The 16,403-nt window shown below is 70.9% G+C and carries 15 protein-coding genes; 8 read left to right on the top strand and 7 right to left on the bottom strand.

Annotated features, from left to right (window positions below):
* The first annotated feature begins 1 nt into the window (after position 1).
* Positions 2-1,390 (top strand): beta-N-acetylhexosaminidase, encoded by a 1,389-nt coding sequence (locus tag ATK30_RS36830; RefSeq protein WP_101439368.1) that lies wholly within the window; start codon positions 2-4, stop codon positions 1,388-1,390.
* Positions 1,391-1,499: 109 nt separating this feature from the next.
* Here ATK30_RS36830 and ATK30_RS36825 read toward each other — a convergent pair whose 3' ends face one another.
* The 3 genes from ATK30_RS36825 to ATK30_RS36815 all read right to left on the bottom strand — a co-directional run bounded on the left by ATK30_RS36825 (position 1,500) and on the right by ATK30_RS36815 (position 4,622).
* Complete coding sequence (locus ATK30_RS36825; RefSeq protein WP_101439367.1) at positions 1,500-2,267, bottom strand: SDR family oxidoreductase; 768 nt, start codon at positions 2,265-2,267, stop codon at positions 1,500-1,502.
* A gap of 85 nt (positions 2,268-2,352) precedes the next feature.
* Positions 2,353-3,021, bottom strand: a complete 669-nt coding sequence (locus ATK30_RS36820) for a response regulator (protein ID WP_101439366.1) — start codon at positions 3,019-3,021, stop codon at positions 2,353-2,355.
* On the bottom strand, positions 3,018-4,622 hold the full coding sequence (locus ATK30_RS36815; RefSeq protein ID WP_167442063.1) for a sensor histidine kinase: 1,605 nt from the start codon (positions 4,620-4,622) through the stop codon (positions 3,018-3,020). The genes ATK30_RS36820 and ATK30_RS36815 overlap by 4 nt, the downstream gene beginning before the upstream one ends.
* A 163-nt stretch (positions 4,623-4,785) precedes the next feature.
* On the opposite strand from ATK30_RS36815, the gene ATK30_RS36810 reads away from it, so the two are divergent.
* Positions 4,786-6,132, top strand: a complete 1,347-nt coding sequence (locus ATK30_RS36810) for a cation:dicarboxylate symporter family transporter (RefSeq protein ID WP_101439365.1) — start codon at positions 4,786-4,788, stop codon at positions 6,130-6,132.
* A gap of 99 nt (positions 6,133-6,231) precedes the next feature.
* Here ATK30_RS36810 and ATK30_RS36805 read toward each other — a convergent pair whose 3' ends face one another.
* Positions 6,232-6,633: a winged helix-turn-helix transcriptional regulator gene (locus ATK30_RS36805; RefSeq protein WP_101439364.1), complete on the bottom strand. Its 402-nt coding sequence runs from the start codon at positions 6,631-6,633 to the stop codon at positions 6,232-6,234.
* A 116-nt stretch (positions 6,634-6,749) separates the two neighbouring features.
* Here ATK30_RS36805 and ATK30_RS36800 point away from each other — a divergent pair, with 116 nt between their 5' ends.
* Complete coding sequence (locus ATK30_RS36800; RefSeq protein ID WP_101441254.1) at positions 6,750-8,183, top strand: MFS transporter; 1,434 nt, start codon at positions 6,750-6,752, stop codon at positions 8,181-8,183.
* Between the two features lie 18 nt (positions 8,184-8,201).
* Here the strand turns inward: ATK30_RS36800 and ATK30_RS36795 are convergent, their stop codons facing one another.
* A complete protein-coding gene (locus tag ATK30_RS36795; protein WP_101439363.1) occupies positions 8,202-8,666 on the bottom strand; it encodes an SRPBCC family protein in 465 nt (154 codons plus the stop codon).
* 121 nt (positions 8,667-8,787) lie between these two features.
* Here ATK30_RS36795 and ATK30_RS36790 point away from each other — a divergent pair, with 121 nt between their 5' ends.
* Positions 8,788-9,444 carry a fibronectin type III domain-containing protein gene (locus tag ATK30_RS36790; RefSeq protein ID WP_101439362.1) on the top strand — a complete coding sequence of 219 codons (657 nt, stop codon included), beginning with the start codon at positions 8,788-8,790 and terminating at the stop codon, positions 9,442-9,444.
* A 98-nt stretch (positions 9,445-9,542) separates the two neighbouring features.
* Here the strand turns inward: ATK30_RS36790 and uvrA are convergent, their stop codons facing one another.
* Positions 9,543-12,404 (bottom strand): excinuclease ABC subunit UvrA, encoded by a 2,862-nt coding sequence (uvrA, locus tag ATK30_RS36785; protein ID WP_101439361.1) that lies wholly within the window; start codon positions 12,402-12,404, stop codon positions 9,543-9,545.
* 340 nt (positions 12,405-12,744) lie between these two features.
* Here uvrA and ATK30_RS36780 point away from each other — a divergent pair, with 340 nt between their 5' ends.
* Complete coding sequence (locus ATK30_RS36780) at positions 12,745-13,437, top strand: RNase H family protein (protein ID WP_244194838.1); 693 nt, start codon at positions 12,745-12,747, stop codon at positions 13,435-13,437.
* Positions 13,438-13,441: 4 nt separating this feature from the next.
* Here ATK30_RS36780 and ATK30_RS36775 read toward each other — a convergent pair whose 3' ends face one another.
* A complete protein-coding gene (locus tag ATK30_RS36775; protein ID WP_101439359.1) occupies positions 13,442-14,272 on the bottom strand; it encodes a YwqG family protein in 831 nt (276 codons plus the stop codon).
* Positions 14,273-14,350: 78 nt separating this feature from the next.
* Here ATK30_RS36775 and ATK30_RS36770 point away from each other — a divergent pair, with 78 nt between their 5' ends.
* The 3 genes from ATK30_RS36770 to ATK30_RS36760 all read left to right on the top strand — a co-directional run bounded on the left by ATK30_RS36770 (position 14,351) and on the right by ATK30_RS36760 (position 16,403).
* Positions 14,351-15,028, top strand: coding sequence for an MBL fold metallo-hydrolase (locus ATK30_RS36770; RefSeq protein ID WP_101441253.1), 678 nt, complete (start codon positions 14,351-14,353; stop codon positions 15,026-15,028).
* A complete protein-coding gene (locus ATK30_RS36765; RefSeq protein WP_208637519.1) occupies positions 15,007-15,621 on the top strand; it encodes a hypothetical protein in 615 nt (204 codons plus the stop codon). The genes ATK30_RS36770 and ATK30_RS36765 overlap by 22 nt, the downstream gene beginning before the upstream one ends.
* 116 nt (positions 15,622-15,737) lie before the next feature.
* Positions 15,738-16,403, top strand: a complete 666-nt coding sequence (locus ATK30_RS36760; protein WP_101439358.1) for a hypothetical protein — start codon at positions 15,738-15,740, stop codon at positions 16,401-16,403.

The following is a 16,403-nucleotide window of genomic DNA, read 5'->3' as shown; positions in this document are numbered from 1 at the left end:
CATGTCCGGTTTCGACGCTCTCCTCCCCCGTCCGGTGTCCGCGGAGCCGGGGCCCGGCAGCTGTCCGTGGCCCGCGCCAGTGGAGGTGCGGACAGCCTGGGGTCTCCCCGCCGAGGGCTACCGGCTCACGATCGCTCCCGACGGCGTCACGCTCGAAGCAGCCGACGCCGCGGGCGAGTTCTACGGCCGCCAGACCCTGCGTCAGCTGGCCGGTCCGGACGCGTTCCGTGCCGCGTCGATCCGCCATGGACCGGTCGAGCTGCCGTGCGGGACGATCACCGACCATCCGCGCTTCGCCTGGCGCGGCTGCCTTTACGACGTGGCCCGGCACTTCCGGACGAAGGCCGAGGTGCTGCGGTTCGTCGACCTGCTGGCCGCGCACAAGCTGAACGTCCTGAACCTGCATCTCACCGACGACCAGGGCTGGCGGATCGAAACGCCGGAGTTCCCCCGGCTCGCGTCCGTCGGCGGCTGGCGGACATCGTCGATGGTCGGCAGGCACGACGGCCCGGAACGCGACGGCCGACCGCACGGCGGTTACTACACTGTGGACGATCTGCGCGAGATCGTCGCCTACGCCGCCGCGCGAGCCGTCACCGTGGTGCCCGAAGTGGACATTCCCGGACACGCCCGAGCCGCTATCGCCGCGTACCCCGAGCTCGGTCCGGCCACCGAAACCCCTTGGGAGGTCTGGACTTCCTGGGGCATCAGCACGTCGTTGCTGGACCCGTCGGAGTCCACTCTGGACTTCTTCCGTGCGGTCTTCGACCACGTGCTGGACATCTTCCCGTCCCCGGTGATCGCGCTCGGCGGCGACGAGGTGCCCGGTGCCACCGAGGCGCACCACCGGTTCGTCCGGGCGATCGCCGGCCACCTTGTCGCCCGTGGCCGCACGCCGATGGGCTGGGACGAGGTCCTCGACGGCGGCGACCTGCCGCCGATGGTGATCGGCGTGTGGCAGGACCGCGAACGCGCCTCGCTGGCGGCGAAGGCCGGGCACGACGTGGTGCTCTGCCCCGAGGACGGGGTGTACCTGGACCACCGGCAAAGCGACCACCCGGACGAACCGATCCCGGTCGGGTACTTGCAGGATCTCGAGCACTTCTACGGCTTCGAGCCCGAATCCGGACCGCACGTGCGCGGGATCCAGGCGCAGCTGTGGTCCGAACACCTGGACACCGTGCGGCGGACGGACTACGCGGCCTTTCCGCGGCTGTCCGCGTTCGCCGAGGTCGCGTGGAGCAGCGGACCGCGCGACTACGCGGAATTCCTGCCCCGGCTGCGGGACCACCACCTGCCGCGCTTGGACGCGCTCGGCGTCGAATACCGGCCGCTGGATGGACCGCGTCCGTGGCAGACCCGGCCGGACGCCCCGGGACGACCCCGCTGACCGCACTCCCGGCCGGAAGTGCGGTCCTCCTTGACCTGCTTTCGACTTCGCCAGGACGAGGATGGTCTCGCGCGCCGCGATGAAATCCTCAGCGAAGCCGTATAGGTCGTTATACGCCAGCCGGGCCGAGGAACATCCCGCCGGTCGCGTCGATGACCTGTCCGGTGACCCACCGCGAGTCCGCCGAGGCCAGGAACGCCACCACGTCGGCGATATCAGCCGGTTCAGCGACCCGCCGGAGCGCGGACGCCGCCGCCGTCCCCGCGCGCATCCGCTCGTCAGCGAACATAGGCGCGGTGCGGTCGGTCGGCGTCGGGCCGGGAGCCACGCCGTTCACCGTGATCCCCCGCTGGCCGAGTTCCTGCGCCAGGCTGCGGGTGAACACGTCGAGCGCGCCCTTCGTCATGCTGTAGGCCAGCTCGAACGGCAGCGCGATCCGCGTGTCCGCCGACGAGATGTTGACGATCCGGCCGCCGTCCCGCAACACCGGCAACAGGCGCTGCACCAAGAAGAACGGTGCTTTCACGTTCACCGCGAACACCCGGTCGAAGTCCTCCGTAGTCGCCGTCGTGATCGAACCGGCGCCGGTCGCCGCGTTGTTGACCAGGATGTCGAGCGCGACCTCGCCGGTGCGTTCGCGCAGCTCCGACGCGAGCCGGTCGAGCAGCGTCGCCGCGTCGCCGTCGGTGCCCAGCGTCGCCTGCACCGCGAACGCCTGCCCACCGTTCGCTTCAATCGCCGAGACAGTCTCCTTGGCCGCCGCTTCGTCGCTGCCGTAGTGCACGGCGACCAGCGCGCCGTCGTGCGCCAGCCGCGTCGCGATGGCCCGGCCGATGCCCTTGCTGCCGCCGGTGACCAGTGCGATCTTCTGCGTCATTTCTTGCTCCCCTGAGCGGTGTGAACTTCGATGTCCACACCTTCGGGGAGCCCGCTTACCGTCCGCGCACGAAGCGCTGACGGGCTCAGCCAGGCTTCAGGCGGTACCAGACTTCCGGCCGCCCGACCTGCCCGTATCGCGGTTCGCGCTGGGCCAGCCCGTTGTCCGCCAAGTACTCCAGGTACCGCCGCGCGGTGACCCGGGACGCGCCGATCGCACTGGCCGCACCACCGGCGGACAGTCCTTCGCCGGCCCCGGCGAGCGCGTCGGTGATCGCGTCCAGCGTCTCGGCGCTCATGCCCTTCGGCAGCGGCGCGGCCTCGGTGGTGCGCAGGGTGCCGAGCGCGCGATCGATCTCCGCCTGCCCGGTGACCTCGCCGGACGCCTCGCGGAAAGACGCGTAGCGCTCCAGTTTGTCCCGCAACGACGCGAACGTGAACGGCTTCAGCAGGTACTGCACGACCCCGACCGAGACGGCTGCCTTGACCAGCGCGAGATCGCGCGCGGACGTCACCGCGATGACGTCGATCGGCAGCCCGGCCGCACGCAGCGAACGGCAGACGGCGAGGCCGTGCGTGTCCGGCAGGTAGAAGTCCAGCAGGACCAGGTCGACGGGTTCGCGCTCGCAGAACCGCAACGCCTCCCCGCCGGAATGCACCACACCGGCGACGACGAACCCCGGCATCCGCTCGACGTACAGCCGGTGCGCCTCGGCCGCCACCGGCTCGTCTTCCACCACCAGCACCCGGATCACGCCGGCACCTCCTGCCTCGGCAACCGCACGGTGAACACCGCGCCGCCGTCCCGGCCGACGTCGATGGTGCCGCCGTAGCGCCGGACCGCCTGCACCACCAACGCCAGCCCGAGCCCGTGGCCGTCCCCGGCCTTCGTCGACCAGCCGCGGCGGAACATCTCACCCACCGCTTCCTCGGGCACGCCCGGACCGTTGTCCGCGACGCGCAGCAGCAAACCGTCCTCTTCGGACCGCGCGGTGACCACCACCGAGGGCCGCGCGCCGGATTCCCGCACCACAGCGTCGATTCCGTTGTCGATCAGGTTGCCGAGGATCGTCACCAGGTCGCGCCCGGCGACGCCGGGGCCGAGGTCGTCGATCATCGTGTCCGGCGTGATCGTGAATTCCACGCCGCGTTCGCTCGCCTCCGCGGCTTTGCCGAGCAGCAGCGCGGCCAGCACCGGTTCGGCGACCGCGGTCATCACGCGGTCGGTGAGTTCCTGCGCCAGCGCGAGTTCGGCGGTCGCGAACTCCACGGCGTCCTCGGGGCGGCCCAGTTCCACCAGCGACACGACCGTGTGCAAGCGGTTCGCGGCTTCGTGCGCCTGCGACCGCAGCGCTTCGGCGAGGCTGCGCGCGGTGGTCAGCTCGCCGGTGAGCGTCTGGAGTTCGGTGTGGTCGCGCAGGATCACGACGGTGCCCTGCGCGCGACCGCCGGAGCTGACGAGCGTCGTGCTCACGACCAGCACCCGCGAGTCCGTCAGGTGCAGTTCCTCGGTGCGGTTTTCCGGCGCGGTGAACGCCGCCGTCAGCTCGGGCGACAACCCCAGCTCGGCGAGCGGCTTCCCGGCCGGGTCGCCGGTCAGCCCGAGGAGCGTGCGGGCGCCGTCGTTGCACAGCCCGACCCGGCCGTCGCGGCCGACCAGCAGCACGCCCTCGCGAACCGAATGCAGCACGGCTTCGTGATACTCGAACAAATTGCTCAGCTCGGCCGGCGCGATGCCGCGCGTCTGCCGCTTCAGCCGCGCGCTCACCAGCCAGCCCCCGCAGGCGCCCACCAGCAATACCGCCGCCGCGACGCCGAGCAGCGGCCAGACGCGGTCCTGCAGCTCGGCCGAGATCGCCGCGATCGTGATGCCCACCGCGACGAGCGCGACGACCCGGTGGTTCGCGTCGAACACCGGCACCACCACGCGCACCGACGGACCGAGCGAACCGGTGTAGGTCTCGGACACGACGCCGCCCCGCTGCGCCGCTTCGATGTGCCCGAGGAACCGCTGCCCGATCAACGCCGGATTCGGGTGCGTGTAACGGATTCCCTGTGGCGACATGATCGTCACGAAGTCCACGCGCGTGTCCGCGAGCACCCGCTGCGCGTAGGGCTGCAGCGTCGCGGTCGGGTCGGCGGTCGCCGCCGCCCGCGCGACGTCCGGCGCGTCGGCGATGGAACGGGCCACCGCGAGCGACTGCTCCCCGGCCCGGTCGGTCGTAGTGCGCCGGGCGTCCAGATAGGCAATAGTGATCCCGCCGGACACGAGCACGAGCAGGATCGCCAGCTGCAGCACCAGCAGCTGCCGGGCCAGGCTCCAGCGGCTCGTCCGGATCCGAGGTGTCGGGGGCACCCGCCCATACCAGCACACGCGCGGGCCCGGCAACACTCCGGCGCCGCTCCCGGCAAGTCCACACCGGACAGTTCCGCCGCGAACTCAATGAACACAACGGTGACGCCGGTCATATCCGCCCCGCATAGTGACCCGCGTTCCCCCCACCGAGCTGGAGGCAACGGTGCCTACACCGACCCCCGAGCCGGTCGCGCCCAAGCGCGACCGCACGCGTTACCTGTACCTGGCCGTGATCGCCGCCGTCGTGCTCGGCGTCGCGGTCGGGCTGCTCTGGCCGTCCGCCGGCAAAAGCCTCGCCCCGCTGGGCACCGGCTTCGTCAACCTGATCAAGATGATGATCTCGCCGATCATCTTCTGCACCATCGTGCTGGGCATCGGCTCGGTCGCGAAGGCGGCGAAGGTCGGCAAGGTCGGCGTCACCGCGCTGGTCTACTTCATCGTGATGTCGACGTTCGCGCTCGCGATCGGGCTCGTCGTCGGCAACCTGCTGCACCCGGGCAGCGGCCTGCACCTCAACCCGGCCGACGTGTCCAAGGTGCACCAGCAGGCGAAGGGCGGCGAGGGCGGCGTCGACTTCCTGCTCGGCATCATCCCGAAGACCTTCGTGTCCGCGTTCACCGAGGGCCAGGTGCTGCAGACGCTGCTCGTGGCGCTGCTCGCCGGGTTCGCGCTGCAGAAGCTCGGCAAGCGCGGCGAGCCGATCCTGCGCGGCATCGAGCACATCCAGCGGCTCGTGTTCCGCATCCTGTCGATGATCATGTGGGCCGCCCCGGTGGGCGCGTTCGGCGCGATCGCCGCGGTGGTCGGCGCGACCGGCTGGGGCGCGCTGCGCAGCCTGCTGGTGATCATGCTCGGCTTCTACCTGACGTGCCTGGTGTTCGTGTTCGGCGTCCTCGGCGCGGTGCTGTGGCTCGGCGCGCGGGTCAACATCTTCAGCCTGCTGCGGTATCTCGGCCGCGAATTCCTGCTGATCCTCTCGACGTCCTCGTCGGAGTCCGCGCTGCCGCGGCTCATCGCGAAGATGGAGCACCTCGGCGTCAGCAAGCCGGTCGTCGGCATCACGGTGCCCACCGGGTACTCGTTCAACCTCGACGGCACGGCGATCTACCTGACGATGGCGACGCTGTTCATCGCCACCGCACAGGACCAGCCGCTCGCGCTCGGCGAGCAGATCACGTTGCTGCTGTTCATGGTCATCGCGTCGAAGGGCGCGGCGGGCGTCAGCGGCGCCGGCATCGCGACCCTGGCCAGCGGCCTGCAGTCGCACCGGCCGGACCTCGTCGACGGCGTCGGGTTCATCCTCGGCATCGACCGGTTCATGTCCGAGGCGCGGGCGCTGACGAACTTCGCCGGCAACGCGGTCGCGACCGTCCTCATCGGATCGTGGATGAAGGAATTCGACCGCGACCGCTCGCGGCAGGTGTTCAGCGGCCAGGCGCCGTTCGACGAAGCGACCCTGCTCGACGAGACACCGGCGGAACCCGCTCCACGGGTCCCGGCGAAGGTCTGAGACCCGGTCCGCGCCCGGGCCCCTTCCCTCCGGGTGCGGACTGTTCGGCGCCGCGGCCGTGCGCGTCCCCCGTGCGCACGGCCGCGGTGCTTTTCCCGTTCAGCAAGCGGTGCGGCCGTCGTAGCCCTGCCGCGAAACGGCGATCGCCTCGCGGTGCCGCTCCGCCCAGTCGACGAGCCCGGACAGCGAGTCGTAGAGCTCGCGCGCCATCTCGGTCGCCTCGTACTCGACCCGCGGCGGCACCGTCGGGTAGACCGTGCGCGTCAGCAGGCCGTCGCGCTCCAGGTTCCGCAGGGTGAGCGTGAGCATGCGGCGGCTGATCCCCTGCACCGAGCGTTCGAGTTCGGTGAACCGCACCGGACCGCGCGTCGCCTCCAGCAGGATGCCGATCACCCATTTCCCGCTGATCCGGTTCACGACCTCCATCACCGTGCACACCGCGAGTTTCGCCGGGTCGAAGTCCGTGGCCTCGTCGGTCACAGCGATGTTCCCCTGGGACATGAAAGTGCCTCCTTCCGCACCGCCTCATGGTCACACATGATGGGCACTGTAACAAGAGATGCCCTGGCTGCGACCAGCGGAAACTCTCCCCTGTGCTGGTACTGGAGGACCTTGTCATGCCCGAAACCGCTCGGCATCGCGGCGCGGCGCTCGCCGTGCTGTCCGCCGCCTCGCTGATGGTGGTGCTCGACAGCTCGATCGTCGCGGTCGCCCTGCCGGTGATCCAGACCGACCTGGCGTTCAGCGCGCCCGGGCTGGCCTGGGTCGTCAACGCCTACCTCGTCGCGTTCGGCGGCCTGCTCCTGCTGTCCGGCCGTCTCGGCGACCTGGTCGGCCGGCGGCGGGTGTTCCTCGTCGGCCTAGTCGTCTTCACCGCCGCTTCGCTGGCAGCCGGCCTTTCGCCGAACGCCACCACGCTGGTGATCGCGCGCTTCGTGCAAGGTGTCGGCGGCGCGCTGACGTCAGCGGTCGTCTTGGGAATGATCGTGACGCTTTATCCCGAGCCGCGCGCCCGAGTCCGCGCGATCGGCGTTTACAGCTTCACCCAAGCCGCGGGCGCGTCGATCGGCATGGTCGCGGGCGGCGCGCTCACCCAGGGCCTCGACTGGCACTGGACCTTCTACATCAACCTGCCCATCGGCGTCGCGGCTCTCGTCCTGACGCCGCTGGTCGTCGCCTCCGACCGCGGTCTCGGCCTCCGCACCGGCGTCGACGTGCTGGGCGCGCTCCTGGTCACCGCCGGGGTGATGCTCCTGGTGCTGGGCATCGTGCAGGCAGGCGAGGCGGGCTGGACCTTCCTGACGATCGGCACTCTGGTCCTGGCGGTCGTCCTGCTCCTGCTGTTCCTGCTGCGCCAAGCCCGGACGCGAACCCCGTTGCTGCCGCTGCGCTTGCTCCGGGTGCGCGCGATCAGCGGCGCCAACCTGACCATGGTCGTGATGGTCGCCGGCTTCCTGGGATTCCAGTTCGTCACCGCGCTGTACCTGCAGCAGGTCCTCGGTTTCGACGCTCTCGCCACGGGTTTCGCCTTCGTCCCGACGCCGGTCATGATCGCCGCTTTCTCGCTCGGCCTGGCCGACTGGCTGAACACCCGTTTCTCCCCGCGCTCAGTCCTGGTCGCCGGTCTGCTGACGACGTCGGTCGCTTTCCTGTACCTCACCCAAGTCCAGACCTCGGGCGGCTACGCCCTGCACGTGCTGCCGTCGCTGATCCTGATGGGCGCCGGGGCGGGCATGGCGATCCCGGCGCTGATGGGCTTGGCGATGTCCGCCGCGACCCCTGAGGACTCCGGCGTGACGTCGGGTTTGATCACCACGACCCAGCAGGTCGGCGGCGCGCTGGGAACCGCCGTGCTGGCCACCGCCGCGGCGACCCGGACCGCCGGATTGCTGGGCGGGGGTGTTCCGGAGAAAGAGGCGCTGGCGTCGGGATTCCGGGTGGCGTACAGCTTCAGCGCCGGGTTGACGGCTCTCGCCGCGATCCTCGCCGCGGTGATCCTCGGCCGCCGGGCCGCCGCTCCTGCCGCCGCGCCCGAACCGGTCGCCCGCTGAGACGCTCGCCCTGGCTGGTTACCTCGAACTCGCGAGGTAACCAGCCAGGCCGTGGTGGCCCCGCCGCATCATCCACGCGTGATTGGCGCGAAAGAACGGCCGCGCGACGACGTCGAGCCTGCGCAGCAAGGGTTTCCGCACCTGGACGTGCTGCGTGATCTCCAGCCGGGAACCCGCGCCCTCGGCGTGGATCGCCCCGGCGAGCACTCCGTCGAGATCCCCGCTCAGCCGGACGCGCACCCGCAGGCCGGCCGCGTCCTGCTGCTCCCGGTGCATCGCGATGACGATCCGGTACGGCAACCGGGACCGGCAGACGATCCGGGCGGTGTCGTCGTCGACCTGGCTCACCGACTGGACGTCCGGCCACCACCGCGGATAGGACTCGAGGTCGACGATCGCGTCGAACACCCGTCCCGGCAGGGTGGGCAGCCACCAGTCATTCCGGAACGAATACTCGGCGTTCGTTCTCTTCTCGAGGACCACAGTCCGCCCCTCTCTCCCGAGTGCCGATCAGCGGAACGCGCGCTTGTCGATCTTGGCCGCCGTTTCCTAGGCTGGCCACCCCTTGGGTACGCCGCCGCCTGAACCGTCAAGGAGGCTTGCCGTGCCACCAGCCGCCCGGACCGCCCTCGCCGCGGTGCTGGCCGCGACGCTCGTCAGCTGCGGCCCGCCTCCGGCCCCGCCCGCGCCCGCCTTCACCGCGACCCTCACCTCGCCCACGAACGTCGTCCTGCACTGGCCCTCCGACCCGGCCGCGGCGGGATACCTCCTCGAATACGCCAACGCCGCCGCCGGCCCGTGGACCGCGCTCCAGTACCTCCCGCCCGGCCAGACCGCTTATACCCACCCGAACCTGATCCCGGAAACGCCGTTCTACTACCGAATCCGGTCTTTCGCTGGCCCGGTGTCGGCGACCGTCACGGCGGGCAACGCTTCCGCGTCCGCTGTTCCGCCGGCTGCCGGCGCCCCGGTCTCGGTGCGACAACCCGAGGCGGCCCCGGCCAACCTCACCGCGACCCCCGCCCCAGACCAGAGCCTGCACTTCGCCTGGACCGACCGCTCGACCGACGAAGCCGGTTTCCTCCTGGAAATCCGCCGCCCGGGCGCCTCGGACTTCGCGCCGGTCGAGGTAACCGATCCCCACACCACGCACTGCGCGCTGTCGCTTTTGCCCGGCGAACAGGGCTCGGCTTTCCGCATCCGCGCCTTGTCCTACGGCCCGCTCTCCCCCGTCGTCGAACGCACCACGGGAAAGGACTGAGCCTTCCGGCGCGCAGCGAAGAGCCGCCCGGTACCGGGACCGGGCGGCTCTGTCAGGCTCGAAGCACCGCGACGTGGCTGGGCGCGGCCCGCCACGGGTCAGGCCGGGTTGAGCACCTGCGTGAGGAACTCGCCGGTGTAGCTTCCCTCGGTCGCCGCGACCTGTTCGGGCGTTCCCTCGGCGACCACCATTCCGCCGCCGGAGCCGCCTTCCGGGCCCATGTCGATGATCCAGTCGGACGTCTTGATCACGTCGAGGTTGTGCTCGATCACGATCACCGTGTTGCCCTTGTCCACCAGGCCGTTGATCACGCCGATCAGCTTGCTGATGTCCTCGAAGTGCAGGCCGGTGGTCGGCTCGTCGAGGATGTAGACGGTCTTGCCGGTGGAGCGCTTCTGCAGTTCGCTCGCCAGCTTGACGCGCTGCGCCTCGCCGCCGGACAGCGTCGGGGCGGGCTGGCCGAGGCGGACGTAGCCGAGGCCGACGTCGACCAGGGTCTGCAGGTGCCGGTGGATCGCCTTGATCGGCTCGAAGAACTCGGCCGCCTCCTCGATCGGCATGTCCAGCACGTCGGACACCGTCTTGCCCTTGTAGTGCACCTCCAGCGTTTCCCGGTTGTACCGGGCGCCCTTGCACACCTCGCACGGGACGTAGACGTCCGGCAGGAAGTTCATCTCGATCTTGATCGTGCCGTCGCCCGCGCACGCCTCGCAGCGGCCGCCCTTGACGTTGAACGAGAAGCGGCCCTGCTGGTACCCGCGGACCTTCGCCTCGGTGGTGGCCGCGAACAGCTTGCGCACGTGGTCCCACACGCCGGTGTAGGTGGCCGGGTTCGACCGCGGCGTGCGGCCGATCGGCGACTGGTCGACGCGCACCAGCTTGTCGACGTTGCCGAGGCCGTTGACCCGGGTGTGCCTGCCCGGGACCTGGCGCGCGCCGTTGAGCTTGTTCGCCAGCACCTGCGCGAGGATGTCGTTGACCAGCGTCGATTTGCCCGACCCGGACACGCCGGTGATCGCCACGAGGCAGCCGAGCGGGAACGACACGTCGATGCCGCGCAGGTTGTGCTCGCGCGCGCCGACGACGGTGAGCTGCCGCTTCTTGTCGACCGGCCGCCGGATCGCCGGCACCTCGATCTGGCGCCGCCCGGACAGGTAAGCCCCGGTGATCGAGTCCTTGTTCTTCAGGATCTTCTTGTACGGGCCGCTGTGCACGATGTGCCCGCCGTGCTCGCCCGCGCCCGGGCCGATGTCGACCACCCAGTCGCTGGCCCGGATGGTGTCCTCGTCGTGCTCGACCACGATCAGCGTGTTGCCGAGGTTGCGCAGCCGGGTGAGCGTCTCGATCAGCCGGTGGTTGTCCCGCTGGTGCAGGCCGATCGACGGCTCGTCCAGCACGTACAGGACGCCGACCAGGCCGGAGCCGATCTGCGTCGCCAGCCGGATGCGCTGCGCCTCGCCGCCGGACAGGGTGCCGGACGCGCGGTCGAGCGACAGGTAGGTGAGGCCGACGTCGAGCAGGAAGCGCAGCCGCGCCTGGATTTCCTTCAGCACCGCGCCCGCGATCATCGCCTCGCGCGGGCCGAGCACCAGCTCGTCGAGGAACTCCGAGGCCTCCGCGATGGACAGCGCGCAGACCTCGGCGATCGACCGGTCGCCCTGCGTCGCGTGCTCGAGCGTGACCGCGAGGATCTCCGGCTTGAGCCGGGTGCCCTGGCAGGCCGGGCACGGCACCTCGCGCATGTAGCCCTCGTACCGCTCGCGCATGTACTCCGAGTCGGTCTGCTCGAGGCGCCGCTCCAGGAACGGGATGACGCCCTCGAAGGCCGCGTAGTACGAGCGCTGCCTGCCGTACCGGTTGCGGTAGCGGACGTGCACCTGCTCGTCGACGCCGTGCAGCACCGCCTTCTGCACCCGGGCGGGCAGCCGCCGCCACGGCGTGTCCATGCGGAACCCGACCGCCTCCGACAGCGATTCGAGCAGCCGCAGGAAGTAGTCGGCGCTCTGGCCGCCCGCCCACGGCGCGATGGCGCCCTCGGCCAGCGACAGCTCGTCGTCGGGCACCACCAGTTCCGGGTCGACCTCCTTGCGGATGCCGATGCCGGTGCACTCGGGGCACGCGCCGTAGGGCGAGTTGAACGAGAACGACCGGGGTTCGAGATCCTCGATCGCCAGCGGGTGGCCGTTGGGGCAGGCCAGGTTCTCGGAGAAGCCGCGCACGCGGTGCGGATCGTTCTCGTCGAGGTCGACGAAGTCGAGTTCGACCAGGCCGTCGGCCAGCCGCAGCGCCGTTTCCACCGAGTCGGTGAGCCGCTGCCGCGCGCTGGTCTTGACCGTGAGCCGGTCGACCACCACGCCGATCTGGTGCTTTTCCTGCTTCTTCAGCTTCGGCGGGTCGGTGAGCGGATGCACCGTGCCGTCGACCACCACGCGCGCGTAGCCCTGCTGCTGCAGGTTCTGGAACAGGTCGAGGTACTCGCCCTTGCGCCCGCGCACGACCGGCGCGAGCACCTGGAACTTGGTGCCCTCGGGCATCTCCAGCACCTGGTCGACGATCTGCTGCGGCGTCTGCTTGCTGATCGCCTCGCCGCATTTCGGGCAGTGCGCCTTGCCCGCGCGGGCGTAGAGCAGCCGCAGGTAGTCGTACACCTCGGTGATCGTGCCGACGGTCGACCGCGGGTTGCGCGAGGTCGACTTCTGGTCGATCGACACCGCGGGCGAGAGGCCCTCGATGAAGTCGACGTCCGGCTTGTCCATCTGCCCGAGGAACTGCCGCGCGTACGCCGACAGCGACTCCACGTACCGCCGCTGCCCCTCGGCGAAGATCGTGTCGAAGGCAAGGCTCGACTTGCCCGACCCGGACAGGCCGGTGAACACGATCATGCTGTCGCGGGGCAGATCGAGATCCACGCCGCGGAGGTTGTGCTCGCGCGCTCCGCGAACAACGAGGCGATCAGCCACGCCTTCGTCCCTTCCATCGTTCTGCTCGGTGGCCCGCCGGGAGATCCGGCTCCGGCGGACGTGCCCAGGGTAGGGACGACCACCGACAAAAACCGGACCGCACGTGTTCTGCCTGGGGTTTTCCGCTCTCCGGGGGCCGGGGGAAGCGGCCCGCGGCGGGGTCGCCGGACGCTGTCGGAGGCCCCGCGCGGCAGAGCGGATGCGCGGGCTGGCCCGGTTCCACGATACAGGTCGGCGAAGGCCGCCCGGCCTCGGTGCGCGGCCCCCGGGAACCGGCCCCGGACAGGGCCTTCCGGCGGGTTTTCCGGACAGCGCCGCCCGCTGCCGATACGTTCGGGGGGTGGGGAACGACGAAGCCGGGGCAGTGCGGATCTACGCGGCGGGAAAGGGCGGTGACGCCCCGGGACCGGGCGGCTGGGCCGCGCTGCTGGCCTACGGCGACCATCGGAAAACCCTCTCCGGCGGGGCCGCGGAGACGACTGCGGAGCGCATGGCGCTGACGGCGGCGGTCGAAGCGCTCGAAAGCTTGAAAAGGCCGGTCCGCGTGCACCTCTACAGCGACAGCGAGCATCTCCGCGCCGCGCTGGACGGCCGCGGCTCCGGCGACCTCCTCCCCCGGCTTCGCGCCTGCGCCGCTCGCCACCGGATCACCTGGCGCGCGGCCGAGGATCCCGCGGCCCGCGCCCAGCTCGCCGAACTGGCCGACCTCGCGACCGCCGCCCGCCCCGCCGGACGACCGGCCGCGCCGCCGGAAGACGACGAGTGCCGGCACGGCATGACGAAGGCATACTGCGCCGACTGCCGGCAACTCGACGCGGGAGTCCTCCCCACCGGGTACCGCACGAGGGGCGGCAGCGCCTACCACAACGACGCCGACTGCTACTGGCTGCGCAGGGGCCAGCAGCGGCAGGAGCGGATGGGCCGCGACACCCACGAGATCGTCCGGATCGCGTGGGCGTCGGTGATCCCGGGCGAACTCGAACCGTGCGAGCACTGCTGCACGACGGAATGGCTGAAGCGGCATCGGCGCTGATTCGTCAGCCGGACTGCATGACGCACCGGACCCGGTCGAACCGGCCCGCGGCGAGGTCGTCGTCGCGGATCAGCCAGTACAGAACGCCGGCGTCGCCCCACATCAGGCCCGCGTCGCCGTCGCTGTCGATCTGGGCGAGCAAGGCCCAGCGCAGCGCCTCGTCGGCGAGGTCCGACTCGCTCGCGTCCTCCGGCAGGACCGCCGCGGCGACCTCGTCCTCCGGCGGGCCCTGGACCGGCCAGGAACAGCCGCCGATCTGGTGGTACGGCGCGGCCGGCGATTCCCGGAGCCGGTCGAAGAACTCCTCGGACCAGTTCTCCGGGTCGGAGAGCGGAAGCCCGTCGCGGGCGAGCGTGCGGCGCAGCACCTCCTGCTGGGAGTTCGGGAAGGTTCCGGTGATGTCCGCGGACACCTCCAGCCGCGGATAGGCCTCGACTCCCTCCGGCGCGGGCCGCTCCGAGGTCTCGGTTCCGGCCGGGACGACCACGACCCCGCCGAGGGACGTCAGGTCGAACGGCCCCTCGGCCTCGAACCAGTCGTCGCAGTAGAAGAACAGCAACGAACCCGACGCGGGCAGCTCGAGCCCGCCGGGCACCCGGGGCAGCGCCGCGCAGTCCACGGAGGCGACGAAGTTCATCGGCAGCTCGCCGCGCCAGACGGGCCATTCCACCTCCGCGGGCAGCGCCGGGCTCCCGCCGAGACAGCCGACACGCGAGCCGCTCCCGCCGGCGGTCAGCCGCACCGCGGGCCGGAACACGGTTTCCCACGCCTGCGCCACGTCCGGCGGCAGGTGCTCGCGCGCCAGCTCGGCGAGCGGGTCGATCCAAGAGGTCATGGGGAGATCTTGACAGGAGGCGCCGACAAAAACGGCCGCGTGGCCGACGCGCGGGTGATCCGGCTACGGTGGGGACTCGTGAACATCGCCGACACGTACACCGGACACGTCGAACCGGGCGGCGACGCCGCCCGCCGGACGCTGGACGGGCTCACCATCACCAAGCTCTCCGTTGGCCCGATGGACAACAACGCGTACCTGCTCGTGTGCCGCGAGGAGAACGAAGCGCTGCTGATCGACGCTGCCAACGACCCGGAGCGCATCTCCGACCTGATCGGCCACGGCCCCGACCGGCCCGCGCTGCGCACCGTCGTGACGACCCACCAGCACCCCGACCACTGGCAGGCGCTGGGCGCGGTGGCCGGAGCGAACGGCGCGAACACCGCGGCGCACCCGCTGGACGCGGAACCGCTGCCGGTCCCCCCGGACTTCCTGGTGGAGCACGGCGACACCCTGAAGGTCGGCGCGGCGACGCTGGAGGTGATCCACCTGCGCGGCCACACGCCCGGGTCGATCGCGCTGCTGTACCGGGACCCGAAGGGGCACGGGCATCTGTTCACCGGGGACTCGCTGTTCCCGGGCGGGGTCGGCAAGACCTCGTCGCCGGAGGACTTCAAGTCCCTGCTGGACGACGTGTCGGCGCGGATCTTCGACGAACTGCCGGACGACACGTGGTTCTACCCGGGACACGGGGACGACTCGACGCTGGGCGAGCAGCGTCCGCACCTGGCCGAGTGGCGCGAACGCGGCTGGTGAACCCGGTTGTCCAGCAACTCCTGACGCTGGCCGCGGTGCTCCTGGGCGCCGCGGCCTCGTTCACCGCGACGACGCTGGTCGAGCGCGGCAAATGGCGACGCCAGTATTCGACGCGGTGGGACGACAAACGGCTCAGCGCCTACGCCGAGTACGCCACCGCGCTGAAATCGTGCGCGCAGTTGTCGTATCGAATCGCCGCGACCCGCGGCTATCCGGCAGGCGCGCTGCCCATCGACCTCGAAGAGGGTTTGGCCGCCCTCGCCCAGGCGGAGAACGAGCGTGCGACCACCTGGGAATCCGTGCTGCTCCTCGGTTCCCCGGCGGCGGTCGACGCGGGACGCCGCTGGCACGAGACGGTCTGGAAGCTCAGCTGGGTCGCCCGCGGCACGGCGATGAGCCACGACGAGTTCATCGGTCTCTATCACGCCATCGGCGCCAAACGGGACGAGTTCTACGCGCACGCCCGGGCCGACCTGGACGTGCGCAGCGGACGCTTGCCCCAGCCCGATCGCGACTGGCTTCCGCCCGCGGACCGCGATCTCGCCGGACAAGGACCTGTCGTTTCGTCCCCTCTGGACCGGAACGGTCCCTAAATCCCAAGCCCGCCAAGGGAATTGCGCGACAACCGTGCGCGGCATGTTGCCCATCCGGCCTCCAGCGAGTACGCAAGCGAAGGTCAACTTTCGCGGCAGGGGATTCGGGGAGCGGCATGACGGCGCAGTTGTGGTCACGGCGGACGGTGCTGGGCGGCGCGGCGGGCAGCGCGGCGCTGCTCATCACCAGCTGCGCGTCGAAACAAGCCAAGGCGACCGCTGCGGCTCTGCCGCCCGCTCAACCCGGCGGCGCGCGCGTGATGATCATCCGGCACGCCGAGAAACCGTCCGGGTCCGGCGGGCCGCAAGGCATCGACGTGAACGGCAGCCCCGATTCCCACTCGCTGACCGTCCGCGGCTGGACCCGGGCCGGTGCGCTGGTGGAGTTGTTCGCGCCGGCGACGGGGTCGCCGCGGGAGGGGCTCGCCCGGCCGACCGCGGTCTACGCGGCGGGCGGCAGCGGCGGCGAGGGCACCCGGCCGCGCGAAACTGCCGAGCCGGTGGCGGAACGGCTCGGCAAGACCGTCCTGACCACTTACGCCAAGGGCGGCGAAAGCGCGCTCGCCGCGGAGGTCGCCCGGCGGACGGAGCCGACGTTGATCAGTTGGCAGCACGAGGAGATTCCCGCGCTGGCGGCCGCGTTCGGGGTGGCCGCACCGCAGAAGTGGCCGGACGACCGGTTCGACGTCGTCTGGGTGCTGACCCCGGCCGGATCTGGCTGGACCTTCGCTCAGGTGCCGCAGTTGCTCCTGGCCGGGGACAGCGCCGAGCCGATCAAGTGA

The organism is Amycolatopsis echigonensis, assembly GCF_002846615.1.
GTDB classification, from domain to species: Bacteria; Actinomycetota; Actinomycetes; order Mycobacteriales; family Pseudonocardiaceae; genus Amycolatopsis; species Amycolatopsis echigonensis.
The sequence above is the reverse complement of the archived record's forward strand: the minus strand, read 5'-3'. Positions and strand labels throughout refer to the sequence as shown.

Bases quoted from the DNA above. Each gene is read 5' to 3' on its own strand.
- ATK30_RS36830 (WP_101439368.1), top strand. From the start codon at position 2: ATGTCCGGTTTCGACGCTCTCCTCCCCCGTCCGGTGTCCGCGGAGCCG.
- ATK30_RS36825 (WP_101439367.1), bottom strand. From the start codon at position 2,267: ATGACGCAGAAGATCGCACTGGTCACCGGCGGCAGCAAGGGCATCGGC.
- ATK30_RS36805 (WP_101439364.1), bottom strand. From the start codon at position 6,633: ATGTCCCAGGGGAACATCGCTGTGACCGACGAGGCCACGGACTTCGAC.
- ATK30_RS36800 (WP_101441254.1), top strand. From the start codon at position 6,750: ATGCCCGAAACCGCTCGGCATCGCGGCGCGGCGCTCGCCGTGCTGTCC.
- ATK30_RS36775 (WP_101439359.1), bottom strand. From the start codon at position 14,272: ATGACCTCTTGGATCGACCCGCTCGCCGAGCTGGCGCGCGAGCACCTG.
- ATK30_RS36760 (WP_101439358.1), top strand. From the start codon at position 15,738: ATGACGGCGCAGTTGTGGTCACGGCGGACGGTGCTGGGCGGCGCGGCG.